This window comes from Streptomyces sp. NPDC017936 (assembly GCF_044328485.1).
In the GTDB taxonomy this organism is placed as follows: Bacteria; Actinomycetota; Actinomycetes; order Streptomycetales; family Streptomycetaceae; genus Streptomyces.
In genome coordinates, this window is record NZ_JBIRHK010000002.1 from 61,346 (window position 1) to 75,029 (window position 13,684).

13 protein-coding genes and 1 pseudogene are annotated in these 13,684 nt (G+C 74.8%); 7 read left to right on the plus strand and 7 right to left on the minus strand.

The features are described 5' to 3' along the window. Positions 1–156 precede the first annotated feature (156 nt). The 3 genes from ACH4F6_RS03855 to ACH4F6_RS03865 form a co-directional block, all read right to left on the minus strand. Positions 157–948 (minus strand): S1 family peptidase, encoded by a 792-nt coding sequence (locus ACH4F6_RS03855; protein ID WP_397958269.1) that lies wholly within the window; start codon positions 946–948, stop codon positions 157–159. Between the two features lie 261 nt (positions 949–1,209). Beyond that, the gene (locus tag ACH4F6_RS03860; RefSeq protein WP_397958270.1) at positions 1,210–4,029 is read right to left on the minus strand and encodes an AAA family ATPase; all 2,820 of its coding nucleotides are present in this window, start codon (positions 4,027–4,029) and stop codon (positions 1,210–1,212) included. 185 nt (positions 4,030–4,214) lie between these two features. Next, positions 4,215–5,012, minus strand: coding sequence for a response regulator transcription factor (locus ACH4F6_RS03865; protein WP_397958774.1), 798 nt, complete (start codon positions 5,010–5,012; stop codon positions 4,215–4,217). A 157-nt stretch (positions 5,013–5,169) separates the two neighbouring features. Here ACH4F6_RS03865 and ACH4F6_RS03870 point away from each other — a divergent pair, with 157 nt between their 5' ends. Next, positions 5,170–6,840: an AMP-binding protein gene (locus tag ACH4F6_RS03870; protein ID WP_397958271.1), complete on the plus strand. Its 1,671-nt coding sequence runs from the start codon at positions 5,170–5,172 to the stop codon at positions 6,838–6,840. Between the two features lie 334 nt (positions 6,841–7,174). On the opposite strand, the pseudogene ACH4F6_RS03875 reads toward ACH4F6_RS03870, so the two are convergent. From ACH4F6_RS03875 to ACH4F6_RS03885, 3 genes and pseudogenes are all read right to left on the minus strand, one after another. After that, a pseudogene (locus ACH4F6_RS03875) lies at positions 7,175–7,327 on the minus strand (S26 family signal peptidase); the annotation flags it as partial. Between the two features lie 25 nt (positions 7,328–7,352). Next, the gene (locus ACH4F6_RS03880) at positions 7,353–7,982 is read right to left on the minus strand and encodes a TIGR04222 domain-containing membrane protein (protein WP_397958272.1); all 630 of its coding nucleotides are present in this window, start codon (positions 7,980–7,982) and stop codon (positions 7,353–7,355) included. 134 nt (positions 7,983–8,116) lie between these two features. Then, positions 8,117–8,362 carry a hypothetical protein gene (locus tag ACH4F6_RS03885; RefSeq protein WP_397958273.1) on the minus strand — a complete coding sequence of 82 codons (246 nt, stop codon included), beginning with the start codon at positions 8,360–8,362 and terminating at the stop codon, positions 8,117–8,119. A gap of 540 nt (positions 8,363–8,902) precedes the next feature. On the opposite strand from ACH4F6_RS03885, the gene ACH4F6_RS03890 reads away from it, so the two are divergent. From ACH4F6_RS03890 to ACH4F6_RS03915, 6 genes are all read left to right on the plus strand, one after another. Then, the gene (locus ACH4F6_RS03890; protein WP_397958274.1) at positions 8,903–9,154 is read left to right on the plus strand and encodes a hypothetical protein; all 252 of its coding nucleotides are present in this window, start codon (positions 8,903–8,905) and stop codon (positions 9,152–9,154) included. Continuing rightward, entirely contained in the window at positions 9,151–9,519 is a 369-nt protein-coding gene (locus ACH4F6_RS03895; protein ID WP_397958275.1) for a helix-turn-helix domain-containing protein, read from the plus strand. The genes ACH4F6_RS03890 and ACH4F6_RS03895 overlap by 4 nt, the downstream gene beginning before the upstream one ends. A gap of 134 nt (positions 9,520–9,653) precedes the next feature. Beyond that, the gene (gene uraD / locus ACH4F6_RS03900; RefSeq protein WP_397958276.1) at positions 9,654–10,163 is read left to right on the plus strand and encodes a 2-oxo-4-hydroxy-4-carboxy-5-ureidoimidazoline decarboxylase; all 510 of its coding nucleotides are present in this window, start codon (positions 9,654–9,656) and stop codon (positions 10,161–10,163) included. Between the two features lie 16 nt (positions 10,164–10,179). Next, positions 10,180–10,620 carry a hydroxyisourate hydrolase gene (gene uraH, locus ACH4F6_RS03905; protein WP_397958277.1) on the plus strand — a complete coding sequence of 147 codons (441 nt, stop codon included), beginning with the start codon at positions 10,180–10,182 and terminating at the stop codon, positions 10,618–10,620. A 4-nt stretch (positions 10,621–10,624) separates the two neighbouring features. Then, positions 10,625–11,554, plus strand: a complete 930-nt coding sequence (gene pucL / locus ACH4F6_RS03910; protein WP_397958278.1) for a factor-independent urate hydroxylase — start codon at positions 10,625–10,627, stop codon at positions 11,552–11,554. A gap of 27 nt (positions 11,555–11,581) precedes the next feature. Further along, positions 11,582–12,955: an 8-oxoguanine deaminase gene (locus tag ACH4F6_RS03915; protein ID WP_397958279.1), complete on the plus strand. Its 1,374-nt coding sequence runs from the start codon at positions 11,582–11,584 to the stop codon at positions 12,953–12,955. 27 nt (positions 12,956–12,982) lie between these two features. Here ACH4F6_RS03915 and ACH4F6_RS03920 read toward each other — a convergent pair whose 3' ends face one another. Continuing rightward, positions 12,983–13,585 carry an exonuclease gene (locus ACH4F6_RS03920; RefSeq protein ID WP_397958280.1) on the minus strand — a complete coding sequence of 201 codons (603 nt, stop codon included), beginning with the start codon at positions 13,583–13,585 and terminating at the stop codon, positions 12,983–12,985. Between the last annotated feature and the right edge of the window lie 99 nt (positions 13,586–13,684).

Below are 13,684 nucleotides of genomic sequence, written 5' to 3' on the forward strand. Positions count from 1 at the left end.
CGCCCCCGCGGGGGTGGGGGCCCGCGGCGCGCCGGGCCGGGGGGGGGGGGGGGGGGGGGGCCCGGGGGGGGGGGGGGGGGGGGGGGGGGCGGGGCGCGCCCCCCCCCCCCCCCCCCCCGGTATGTCACCTGAGGGATGCTCAGGAGAACTCTCTGGTCACGAGTTGACCTGTGCGGTCACGAGGCTGGAGAAGGTGGTCAGCCGGGTGTACACACCCGGGTACCCCGCTTCCGCGCAGCCCTCGCCCCAGGAAGTGATCCCTGCCAGGACGCCCCCGATGAGCAGGGGACCGCCGCTGTCGCCCTGGCAGGTGTCTACGCCGCCGGAGGTGTATCCGGCGCACACCATGTCGCTCGCGACGAAGTCGGAGCCGTACGAGCTGCTGCAGCTGGAGTTCGACACGATCGGGACGGTCGCCGTGCGCAGCTGGTTGGAGGAGTTGCCCCCCGCGGAGGTGGTGCCCCAGCCGAGGATGCGGGCGGTCGTGCCGGCCGCGTACACGCTCGTCTGGGAGGAGGAGACGTACGACGCCTTGGTGTACGGCATCGACGTCGACAGCGTCAGGACCGCCACGTCGTCGCCGTTGGTGGCGTCCGTGTAGCTCGGGTGGATCCAGATCCTGCTCACCCGGCTGACCGTGCCGTTCGTGCCGTTGAGGTAGGTGCGGCCGCCGACGACCCTGACGCTGCCGGTGGTCTCGCCGACCATGCAGTGGGCGGCGGTGACCACCTTGGTGGGCGCGACGAGGGTGCCGCCGCAGAACTGGTTCTGCGAGGCGTCCGTGATCTGCATCATGAACGGGTACGCCGTCGTGGTCGTCGTCGTACCGCCGACGATCGGCTGGGGCGCTGCGACAGCGGTGGGGGCGCTGAGCAGGGCCGACGTCACGGCGGCGGCGGTCGCCGCGACGAGGGCCGCGGTTCTCCTGGCACGGTCGAGCCCGAACATGGATCTCCTTGGGGAAGCTGCCGGTGGGGGGTTCGCACGGGCGTGGGGGGTGCACGGGGGTCGCGGGACCGACCCCCGTGTGCCCGGGCGAGCGGCACGTCCCTTAAGCTAGGGGCCGGGACCCTTGCCTCCCAATGAGGGAACCCCCTAGGGGAGTTGAGGCAGGGAAAACCCTCGGTCGGCCCTCGGCCGGCCCCGTGCGGGGGACTTGCGCCGCGCGCCGCGCCATGAGCCCGCGCGGGCAGTTAACCCGCGGAATCCCTACTTCGCGTGACGCCCCGCCGCCAGTCGGACGATGTCCACCCGCGAGCGGATCCCCAGCTTGCGGTAGACCCGGGTCAGGGTCGCCTCCACCGTCTTGACGCTGATGAACAGGCGCGCGGCGATCTCCCGGTTGGTCGCGCCCTCCATCACCAGCGCGGCGACCTGACGCTCCATCGAGGCCAGCCCCTCCAGCGCGTCCGACGCCGGGACCGGCGCCGGCGGCGCCGGCGGATCCGCCGGGACCCCCTCGGCCGCGGCCGCGTCGACCTGCCGCAGCCACGGCAGCGCCCGGCACCGCCTGAACAGCCGCGCCGCCTCGTCGTACGACGTCGGCCCCGGCCGCCGGGAGCGCAGCCGGGCCAGCGCGAACGCGGCCCGCGCCTCCTCCAGGCCGTACCCCAGCTCGGCGAGCCGGTCCTGGGCGGACGTCAGACGGGCCACCGCGCCCTCCTGGTCGCCCTGCGCGGCCCGCACCAGCGCCTCCGCCCGGTCCAGCACCGCCAGGACGCTCTCCCGGCCCAGCCGCAGCGCGTGCTCGCGGGCGACGTCGATGACGTCCTGCGCCTCGCCGGGCTCCCCGACGCGGACCAGCGCCTCGGCGAGGTCGCCCTGCCAGCGGCCGCGCGCCGGGTCGGTGATGCCCAGGCCCTGCTCCAGCTCCCGCACCTGGCGCAGCGAACCCACCGCGCCCGCCGCGTCCCCCGCCACCAGCTGGGCGTAGCCCAGCGCGGCCAGAGCCCGGGAGAGGTACATCTGGTCGCCGTCCTCCTCGGCGCGGTCCACGGCCTCCCGGGCCAGCGCCAGCGCCCGGTCCACGTCGCCGCCGGAGGCCTCCGCGAGCGCGGTGAGCATGGCGGAGGCGCCCAGGCCGATGCCGGAGTCGCGGGCCAGCCGCAGGCTCTCGCGGGCCAGGTCGAGGGCGCGCCCGCAGTGCCCGGAGCGCAGTTCGGTGTCGGCCAGGAACCGCTGGAAGTGCACCTCGCTCTCGACCATGCCGCGCCGGCGCACCTCGCGCAGCAGCGCCGTGATGGTCGAACGCGCCTCGGGCAGCTGGTCGCTCATCAGCAGCCAGCGGAAGCGGGCCATGCCGGCGCCGTTGTGGTGGCAGGCCACGTACGGGTCCTGAGGCTCCTTCAGCGCCCGCTTGATGGTGGCGGGGGCGTCCGGGTGCCCCATCAGGATCTCCGTCGACGCCTGGAAGGAGAGCGCCATGAGCTCGGCGCGCCGGTCCTCGCCGCGCGCGGCCAGCTCCGCCGCGTGCGCGGCCTGCTGGCGGGCCTCGGCGAAGTCGCCCTCGACGACCAGGCCGCGCCAGGCCAGCTGGTAGTGGACCCGGGCGAGCAGCCCGGGGTCGTCGCCGGCGTCGGCGAGCACCTGCGGGTAGACGGTGTCCACGTCGCCGAGGGCCTGCCCGGCCGCCTCGATCACCACCATCCAGGCCCGCACCCGCTCGGCGGGCGCGGTGGCGCGGGTCAGCACCTCGCGGGCGACGTCCCTGGCGAGGTCCACCTCTCCCGCGGTGATCGCGTCCTCCGCCGCCTGCAGACGCCGTTCGTCGGGCGCCGGACCCTCGTCCGCCGGGGTGTGACGGGCCGCGAGCAGCCCGAGCGAGGCGGCCACCGACGGCGCGCCGCGGTCGCGGGCCAGCGCGGCGGCCTCGGCGAGCCGCGCGGCCACCTCCGGGTCCGTGCCGGTGGTCGACAGCGCGAGGTGCCGGGCCCGCTCGATCGGGTCGGAGGCGGCCGTGGACAGCGCGGCGTGCGCGGCCCGCCGTTCCCGCGCGGGCGCCTCCGCGTACAGCGCGGCCGAGATCAGCGGGTGCGCGAACCGTACGGCGGGTCCCTCCGGCTCCGTCGCCAGCAGGCCGAGGGCCGCCGCCTGGGCCGTCTCGGCCTCGGCGTTCTCCCGGCCGGCCGCGTGCAGCAGCGTCAGCGTGGGACGGGCTCCCGCACTGACCACGAGCAGGGTGCGGCGGGCCTCGTCGGAGAGCATGTCGAGGCGGCTGAGCACGAGGTCGCGCAGCGACGTCGGCACGGGCAGCGGCTCGCCGGGACGCGGCGCGGTCGGACGCTCGCCCAGGGCGCGGCCCAGTTCCAGGGCGAACAGGGGGTTGCCGCCGCTGGTCCGGTGGATCTCGCGGACCGTGGAGCGGGGCAGGTCGGTGTAGCCGCGGTGGTCGAGCAGGACGGAGACCTGGGCGCGGGAGAGGGGGTTGAGGCGGACGGCGAGGGTGTCGGGCGGGGACGCGCGTAGATGGCGGTCGTACTCCTGACCCTCGGTCCGGACCGCGCACAGCAGCTGGACGGGGGTGTCGCCGAGGCGGCGGGCGGCGAAGCCGAGGAGCTCGGCGCTGGCGGAGTCCAGCCACTGCAGGTCGTCGGCGACGACCAGGACGGGGCCCGCGGCGGCGAGGGCGCGCAGCGCGGAGAGCACGGCCAGCCGCAGGGCGAGGCCGTCGCGCTGCAGGGTCGATTCGCCGCGCCCGGTCAGGGCCGACTCCAGGGCGGTGCGCTGGGCGGCGGGCAGCCGGTCGGAGATCTCGTCGAGGACCAGACCGAACAGGTCGGCCAGGGCCAGGAAGGGGAGGTGGGATTCGGACTCGGTGGCCGAGCAGCGCAACACGGTGCGGGCCGACTCGCCGTAATCCGCGGCCAATGCCCGCAGCACGGTCGACTTTCCTATTCCGGCGGGGCCGTGGAGCAGCACGCTGCCGCCACGGGACAGCTGGTCACGGGCGGCCGTGAACAGCTCGTCCCGGCCGATGACCAGGTCGGGGCGGCATCGGGCAGACTCCTGGAAGTCCCGTCGCACGGTCACCGCTCCCCTCCGTGTGTCGTGTTCGGGCCAAATTCTAGGCAACGTCTCCGGGGAATTCGGAGGGACGGGGTGGTGAGGGAGATAACAGCGGGGGCACAGGGAAATTCATCGAGGTGGCCGGTGAATGGACGGTCGTCGCGCGCGGCCCGCCCTGGCTCGATCCGAGCGCTCCGCCGCCGCACGCCCTACGGCAGCAGCCCCGCCCTCCGCGCCGCGACCACCGCCTCCCCGCGCGTGCGGGCACCCAGCCTGCGCATCGCCGAGCGGAGGTAGCCCTTGACGGTCTCGGGGCGCAGCCCCAGCCGTTCGGCGGCCGCCGCGTTGGTCGCCCCCGACGCCACGCACGTCAGGACGTCCAGCTCGCGCGGGGCCAGGGCCAGCGCCGGCGTCCCGCGCCCCGCCGCCAGCAGCCCGCAGGCCGCGAGGAGTTCGGCGCGCAGGGCCGGGTCGGTGATGCGCGGGGCCAGGGCGCGCAGGGCCGCGTGCGCCTCCCGGACCTCCTCCCGGCCGGCCGCCGCCGCACCGGTGCCGGGCTCCGGGCGGGCCGCCGCCAGCAGGTCACGTGCCTCGTCCCCGACCACCAGGGTCTGCTCCACGTCCCGTGCCACGTCGACGGCGGCGTTCAGGGCGCGGTCGCCCAGCGGCTGGGCCGTGCGCAGGGCGCCGTACAGCACGCCGCGCACCCGGCGGCGCACGACGACGGGGACCGCGAGGACCGAGCGCAGGCCCTCCCGCGCGACCGCCGCGTCGTACTCGTGGCTGATCTGCCGGGAGAGCGAGTAGTCGGTCACGGCACACGGGCGGGCCAGCGCGACCGCCCTGCCGCCGAGGCCGGTGCCGGAGGTCACCGCGAGACCGCGCAGCGCGGGCGTGGCCGCGCCGCTCAGTTCGCTGATGCGCATCCGCTGCCGGCCCTCGACCAGCCCGCCGAAGGCGACCGGCAGCCCCGTCGCCCGGCGCAGCCGTGCCGGCGCGCCACGCATCTCCACCGGCCCGGCCGCGTCCGCTCGTGTCACCTGCCCGCCCTCCTTCGCGGCCCGTCGTCGCGGTGACCCCCCGTTCGGGGGTAGTGGGACCCGCATCACGGATTACACGATGGCAGAGAGCCGCCCGGCAATGGTCCGGCACCGAGGAGGACAGATGACGACGGCGACAGAGCTGTTCCGCAGGGCACGGGACTTCCTGCTGGAGCACCGCGAGGACTACGCCACGGCCTACGAGGGGTTCGCCTGGCCCCGGCCCGAGCACTTCAACTGGGCCCTCGACTGGTTCGACGTCATCGCGGACGGGAACGACCGCACGGCCCTGCACATCGTCGAGGAGGACGGCTCGGAGGTCCGGCTCTCGTTCGCCGAGCTGTCCGAGCGGTCCGACCGGGTCGCCAACCTGCTGCGCGAGCGCGGCGTCGAGGCCGGGGACCGGATCCTCGTCATGCTCGGCAACCAGGCCGAGCTGTGGGAGACCGCCCTGGCCGCGATGAAGCTGCGCGCCGTCGTCATCCCCGCCACCCCGCTGCTCGGGCCCGCCGACCTGCGCGACCGCGTGGAGCGCGGCGGGGTGCGGCACGTCGTCGTCCGCGCCGGGGACGCCGGCAAGTTCGACGAGGTCCCCGGCGACTACACGCGCTTCGCCGTCGGCGGGGTGCCGGAGGGGTGGCAGCCGTACGAGGACGCGTACGCCGCCCCCGCCGGGTTCCTTCCCGACGGGCCGACCCTCGCCGACGACCCGCTGATGCTGTACTTCACCTCCGGCACGACGGCCCGGCCCAAACTGGTCGAGCACACCCACGTGTCGTACCCGGTGGGGCACCTCGCCACCATGTACTGGGTCGGTCTGCGGCCCGGTGACGTGCACCTCAACATCTCCTCGCCCGGCTGGGCCAAGCACGCCTGGTCCAACCTCTTCGCCCCGTGGAACGCGGAGGCGACCGTCTTCCTGTACAACTACACGCGCTTCGACCCGGCCCGGCTGATGGAGCAGATGGACCGGGCGGGCGTGACGACCTTCTGCGCGCCGCCCACCGTCTGGCGCATGCTCATCCAGGCCGACCTGACCCGGCTGCGGACCCCGCCGCGCGAGGCCGTGGCCGCCGGGGAACCGCTGAACCCCGAGGTCATCGAGCAGGTGCGGCAGGCCTGGGGGGTGACGGTCCGCGACGGCTTCGGGCAGACGGAGACGGCCGTGCAGATCTCCAACAGCCCCGGACAGCCCCTGAAGACCGGCTCCATGGGCCGCCCCAGCCCCGGCTACCGGGTGGAGCTGCTGGACCCGGTGACGGGTGCGCCCGGCGCGACGGAGGGCGAGATCGCCCTGGACCTGTCGGCGCGGCCGGTCGGCCTGATGGCGGGGTACCACGGCGACGCCGGCCGGACGGCGGAGGCGATGGCGGACGGCTACTACCGCACCGGCGACATCGGCGAACGCGACGAGAACGGATACATCACCTATGTCGGGCGGAGCGACGACGTCTTCAAGGCCTCCGACTACAAGATCAGTCCCTTCGAGCTGGAGAGCGCGCTGCTGGAGCACGAGGCCGTCGCCGAGGCCGCCGTCGTCCCCGCCCCGGACGACCTGCGGCTGGCCGTGCCCAAGGCGTACGTCGTCCTCGCCGAGGGCTGGGAGCCCGGACCCGACACCGCGAAGGTGCTGTTCGAGCACTCGCGGAAGGTCCTCGCCCCCTACAAGCGCCTCCGCCGCCTGGAGTTCGCGCCGCTGCCCAAGACCGTCTCCGGCAAGATCCGCCGCATCGAGCTGCGCGAGGCCACGGCGGCGGGCTCGGCCGGCGAGTACCGCGAGGAGGACCTCCGGTGACCTCCTGCGCCCACGGCGCCGGCGCGAGCGCGCTCCCCGGCGACACCACCGGCGCCGGCCCGGCCCGGACGGCGGGGCGGCCGGACCCGTGCCGCCCGTGAGGCCGCCCCGCGGCGGCCGGCCGTGCCCTCGGCCCCGGCCGGCCCCGGCCCGGCGGGCGTGGCGGAACACGCGCACCAGCACGCGGCCGAGCAGGCCGGAGTCGGCGAAGCAGCCGGTGTGCCGGGAGTCCTGACTCCGCTCGGGGTCGTCCCCGAGCAGGACCGGTTCGCCGGGGCACTCGCCGCTCCGGGACGCGGGACAGCGCCGGGACGCGGTCCCGCGGCACCGGATCGCCGGGGACGGCGGGCACCCGCTTGATCGCGAAACCCCCGTCCCCGCGCGGGCCGGCGACCACGACCCGGTCGCGGAGGGCCGTGGTGCCACGCGCCACCAGAACCCGGTCCCGGTGGTGGTGGGTGGGCTCCGTGCTCCGGCCGTCCCGCAGGAGGGGCCGCTCCCTTCGCGCGCGGTCAGTCCGTGCCGCCGCCCCCGCCGCAGGAGTGGTGGTGCGCGGTGCCGCCGGTGCCGCCGCCCCGGGGCCGCCCGTGGAAGCCCTTGTCGGCCACCTCCGCCCGGGCGAGCAGGCCCGCCCGCAGGGCGAAGCGGGGGACGAGCGCGCGCAGGGCCGCCTCGCCGTGCAGCGCGACGAGGAGGAGCTTGTCGTCGTCCGTCAGGCCGTGCCGGCCGGCGGGGAGGGCGTGCCGCTCCCGCAGGGCCCGCACCCCGCGGCGGGCGGCGCGGGTCGGGCCGAGCAGCGGGTGGCGCAGCAGGCCGGCCTGCGCCAGCGGGATCCGCATCAGGGCCACCGCCAGGCGGACGTCCGGCCGTCTCACCAGCTTCCGCGGCCCACAGGGCTCGTGCAGGGAGGCGTGCACCGCGCTCTCCAGCGGTGGGAGGGAGGACGGGGGCGGGTGCCCCGGGAGCGCGTCGGCGACGGCCGCCTCCCGTGCGCGCAGCGTCCCCGGCCGGCCGGCCTCCACCGCACCCCGCAGGTGGAGGCCGACCACGGCCACCGTGACGGCGGCGCGGGGGCCGCCCCGCAGCAGCGCGATCTCGTGCGGCCGGAGCGGGTCGGTCGGGTCCTCGCTCGTGGCGCTCATGGCTCACCCCCCGGCGCGGGGTCCGCCGCCCCCGTGCCGGCGGGCCCCGCGTGACCACCATGCGCCTGCGGGCGGCGGTTGTTGAAGTCCGCCGAACCATGTTCAGAGGTTGATTTGAGGTTGACGTACCCGGTCTACGCCTCGTGCGGTGAGTGGTGCTCCGACAGCCCCGGCCAGTCCTCGGGGCCGCCGCCCTGCCATTCGACGAGGTCGCTCTCCTCCACCTCGATCTCGTCCAGGTCGGCGAGCCGGAGGATCTCGACGACGTCGTCGAGGTGCGTGGCGATCCCGAGCGGGACGTCACCCGCGGTGACCCGGCGGGAGCCGTCCAGGGCCGGGGGGTGGACCACGATGTGCGGGTACTGCGTCGGATTGCCCATGCCTTCAGGCTGCTGCGGGCGGGCCGGATCCGCACGCCGACGGGGAACGCGCCCGGGGCTCCCCGCCGGTGAGGTCCTGGCGGGGATGTCCCGGGAGGTCCCGGGCGGTCGGTCCGTCCGGCGGCGCCGGGCCGGGCGCGACGGGTCGTGCGCGCCGCCGGACGGGTTCCGGGTACGGCCGGGACCGCGGCGGGCGCGGCGGAACCGGGTGGGGGAGGTCCGGGAGGAACCGGGCGTTGCCGGGGCCGGGGCGGCGTCGCCCCGGCCGCCGTCGCCGTCGCCGACGGGAGCCCGGAGCCCGGACCGCCCGGGGGCGGGGCCGTCGGCCCGGGGGCGCCGCGGCTCGACCGCGGTGAGGCCGGTCGCGGCGGCGGCCGCCGGGCGTCGTGGGAAGCCGTGACGCCCTGCTGGCCGGGCGGGCGGTCCGTTAGGGTCGGGGTCCGGGGGCCGGGACGCCGGCTCGCGACGGCATCCTGTGCCCCGGACCCGCCTCCCCCCGGGGGGCGTCATGACGCGCAGGTCGGAGAGGCATGGGGCGCGATGCGACTGAGAGTTGAGTTCACCACCGAGCCCTTCGACCTCGACGAGGCGCCCGCGCACGCGCTGGTCGCCCGCGAGGTCGTCGAGGCCGCCGACCTGGACGCCGTCGACGTCGGCCCGTTCGGCAACACCGTGGAGGGCGGTTCCGACGCGGTCCTGAGCGCCGTGGACGTCCTGCTGCGCCGCACCCTGGCGGCCGGCGCCACCCGGGTCTCGCTCCAGGTCAACGTCCTCGCGGAGGGCGAGAAGTGACCGGCGCCGGGGACGAGCCGTTCATCACCGCCGTGAAGCCGCTGGTCGACGCCATGGGCGGCGAGATGCTCCCGCCGGACGAGGCCGGCCCCGACGACGTCGTCCTCGCCTGGGAGGGCGCCGACGTCGTCGCCGTCCGCCTGCCCCAGCTCGCCGACTCCCTCGACCACATCCTGGCCGCCATGGAGCGCAAGAAGGGCAAGCCCCTCGCCGACCTGGACCGCAAGGCCAAGCAGGAGGTCGTGCGGATGCTCGAGGCGCGCGGCGCCTTCTCCGTCCGGCACGGCGTGGAGACCGTGGCGAGCGCGCTCGGCGTGAGCCGCTTCACCGTCTACAACTACCTCAACCGCGAGAAGGGGAACTGAAGGGGCGGACGGGCCGCGTCGCCCGGGTTGTGTAACCCGGAATTTTCAACAAAGTGTTGACGGCCTGTCGCGGGAAGGCGTTAGCTGGCCGCAGTCCGCTCAGCACGACGGCCCTCGCGGCCACGGAGGCTCCCGTGACGTCGACTTCCCCGCCCGCCGGCCTGACCCGCCTCAACGCGCTCGAGGAGTCCGCGGCCCGCGCCGTCCTCCACGAGGCGTGCGCCTGCACGGCCTGGGTGGACCGGCTGCTCGCGGCCCGCCCCTACGCCACCGTCGACGCCCTGCACGCCGCCAGTGACGCCGCCGTGTCCGGGCTGACCGAGGCGGACCTCCGGGAGGCGATGGCCGGGCACCCGCCGATCGGCCGTCCCCGGCCCGGCGACCCGGCCTCCGCCCGCGAACAGCGCGGCATGGCCGGCGCCTCCGGGGAACTGAGGACGGACATGCTCGAACTGAACCTGGCCTACCAGGAGAAGTTCGGCCACGTCTTCCTGATCTGCGCCACCGGCCGCACCGGCGAGCAGATGCGCGACGCGGTCAGGGAGCGGATCGGGAACGCGCCGGAACGGGAGCGGGAGATCGTCCGCACCGAACTGGGCAAGATCAACCGTATCCGGCTCGCCCGGCTCGTCGAGGACGACTGAAGAGGACGCCCGCCCCATGAGCACCCGCACCACCGCCTCCGTGTCCACGCACGTCCTGGACACCAGCCGCGGCCGTCCCGCCGGCGGCGTCGCCGTCCGCCTGAGCGCCCGCTCCGGGCGGGAGGCGCACTGGCAGGCGCTCGGCGGCTCCACGACCGACGCGGACGGCCGGTGCAAGGACCTCCCGGCCCTGCCGGAGGGAACCACCCACGTACGGCTCGACTTCGCGGTGGAGCCGTACTTCGAGAGCACCGCGGACACCGAGAGCACCGCGGACACCGAGAGCACCGCGCAGAAGCGAGCCGAGGCGCAGCAGGACGCCCCCGCGAATCGGGACAGCGGACCCGGAGCGTTCTTCCCGGAGGTGGCGATCACGTTCGCCGTCGTGCCGGGCGAGCACTACCACGTACCGCTGCTGCTCAACCCGTTCGGCTACTCCGTATACCGAGGGAGCTAGCGAGATGACAGACACTTCCCGCCCTGCCCGCCCCGCCGTCCTGGGACAGAACCAGTACGGCAAGGCCGAGAACCGGGTCGTCAGGGTCACGCGGGACGGCGCCACCCACCACATCAAGGACCTGAACGTCTCCGTGTCGCTGAGCGGCGACATGGAGGAGGTCCACTACTCCGGCTCCAACGCCAACGTCCTGCCGACCGACACCACCAAGAACACGGTGTACGCGTTCGCCAAGGAGCACGGCATCGAGTCCGCCGAGCAGTTCGGCATCCACCTCGCCCGCCACTTCGTGTCGAGCCAGGAGCCGATCCACCGGGCCCGGATCCGCATCGAGGAGTACGCCTGGGAGCGCATCGAGCACTCCGGGAAGGGCGCGCACTCGTTCGCCCGCCAGGGCCGGGAGACCCGCCTCACCCAGATCACCTTCGACGGTACGTCGTGGGAGGTGGTCTCCGGCCTCAAGGACCTGGTCGTGATGAACACGACCGACTCCGAGTTCCGGGGCTACGTCAAGGACGCGTACACGACGCTGAAGGAGGCCCGCGACCGCATCCTGGCGACCCGGGTCTCCGGCCGCTGGCGGTTCGGCTGGACCGACGACGCGCAGCAGGCGCCCGACTGGGAGCGGTCCTACGAGCAGACGAGGAAGCACCTGCTCCAGGCCTTCGCCGAGACCTACTCCCTCTCGCTCCAGCAGACGCTGTACCAGATGGGCGCGCGGATCATCGACCACCGCGACGAGATCGACGAGGTCCGCCTCTCCCTCCCGAACCAGCACCACTTCCTGGTGGACCTGGAGCCGTTCGGGCTGGAGAACGACACCGCCGACGGAGCCGTGTACTTCGCCGCCGACCGCCCCTACGGCCTGATCGAGGCCACGATCCTGCGGGACGGCTGCCAGGCGAGGATCCCGGTCGACCTCAGCAACCTCTGACGCGGACACGAAAGCGAAGGACCCACCATGACCCAGCGCATCGTCATCGAGAACGCGGCGATCGCCACCGTGGACGCGCAGGACACCGAGTACGCCTGCGGGCACGTCGTCCTGGCCGGCCACCGCATCGAGTCGGTCGGCGCGGGCCGGGCCCCCGAGGACCTGGAGGACGTCACCCGCCGCATCGACGCCACCGGACACCTGGTCACCCCCGGCCTGGTCAGCACGCACCACCACTTCTACCAGTGGATCACCCGGGGCCTGGCCACGGACCACAACCTCTTCGACTGGCTCGTCGCGCTCTACCCCACCTGGGCCCGCATCGACGAGCCGATGGTCCGCGCGGCCGCGCAGGGCTCGCTCGCGATGATGGCCCGCGGCGGCGTCACCACCGCCATGGACCACCACTACGTCTTCCCCCGGGGCGCCGGCGACCTCTCCGGCGCGATCATCGGCGCCGCCCGCGACATGGGCGTCCGCTTCACCCTCGCCCGCGGCTCCATGGACCGCGGCGAGAAGGACGGCGGCCTGCCCCCGGACTTCGCCGTCGAGAGCCTGGAGGACGCCCTCACCGCCACCGAGGAGACCGTACGGCGTCACCACGACGCCTCCTTCGACGCGATGACCCAGGTCGCCGTCGCGCCCTGCTCCCCGTTCTCCGTCTCCACCGAACTGCTCCGCCGGGGCGCCGAACTGGCCCGCGGCCTCGGGGTGCGCCTGCACACCCACGGCTCGGAGACGGTCGAGGAGGAGAAGTTCTGCCACGAGCTGTTCGGCATGGGCCCGACCGACTACTTCGAGTCCACCGGCTGGCTCGGCGAGGACGTGTGGATGGCCCACTGCGTCCACATGAACGACTCCGACATCGAGGCCTTCGCCCGCACGCGGACGGGCGTCGCGCACTGCCCGTCCTCCAACGCCCGGCTCGCGGCCGGCATCGCCCGCGTCCCCGACATGCTCGCGGCCGGCGTCCCGGTCGGCCTCGGCGTCGACGGCACGGCCTCCAACGAGTCCGGCGAGCTCCACACCGAACTGCGCAACGCGCTCCTGATCAACCGTCTCGGGGCGCACCGCGAGGCCGCCCTGACCACCCGCCGGGCGCTGCGGCTGGGCACGTACGGGGGCGCCCGGGTCCTGGGCCGTGCCGCGGAGATCGGCTCCCTGGAGCCGGGCAAGCTGGCCGACCTGGTGCTGTGGCGGATGGACACCCTCGCCCACGCCTCCATCGCCGACCCGGTGACCGCGCTGGTCCTCGGTGCGGCCGCCCCGGTCACCGCCTCCTTCGTGAACGGCCGGCAGATCGTCGAGGACGGCCGCCTGCTCACCGCCGACGAGGACGCCATCGCCCGCGTCACCCGCGAGGAGGCCCAGCGGCTCGCCCGGATCGCCGCGCGGGGCTGAGCCACCCGGCGGAGGCGGGGGAGGAGGTCACCGGGACGTCCAGGGCCCCGGCCACTCCATGAGGTTCGCGAACAGCTCGGCCTGCTCGACGGCGTCGTCCAGCGCATGGTGGGTGTGACGGCGCCCCGGCAGCAGCTCGCGCGGCATCGTCCCCTTCGCCACGGCCCGCAGGGGCAGTCCGGCCTTCGTCGCGTACAGCGTCTTCATGTCCAGGCAGCCCGAGTGGCCGAAGGGGCTCGCGCCGGTGAAACGGATCAGGTACCAGTACAGGAACGTCCAGTCGTACGACGCCGGGTAGCCGCACATCACCGGCTGCGCGTCACCGCAGACCTCGCGCACCCAGCTGGTGAACTGCTCCATGGCCAGGGTGGGATCGAGGCCCTCCCTGCCGAGGCGCTCGCGGTCGAGTCCGCTCACCGCCAGTGCCTCGGGCACGAACTCCTCGCTGATCGGGCGCAGTTCCCGGTAGAAGGTGTGCCGTTCCGGGTCGGCCGCGGTGAACCCGCCGGCGTCCTGCACCCCGGCGACCGCCGCGCCGAGGCTGAGCATGGAGTACGGACCCGGGATCGGCCCGTCGGCCTCGATGTCCACGGAGAGGTAAAGACTGGGTTTGACGCGTCGTGCGGCCATGGAGCGGGAGCATCCCAGGTGACCGGAGCGTGCCGCATCCGAATTCCGCCTAGGCTTCTGCCCCGGTCGACTCACGGTCGGCCAGGGGACGAGGGGGAA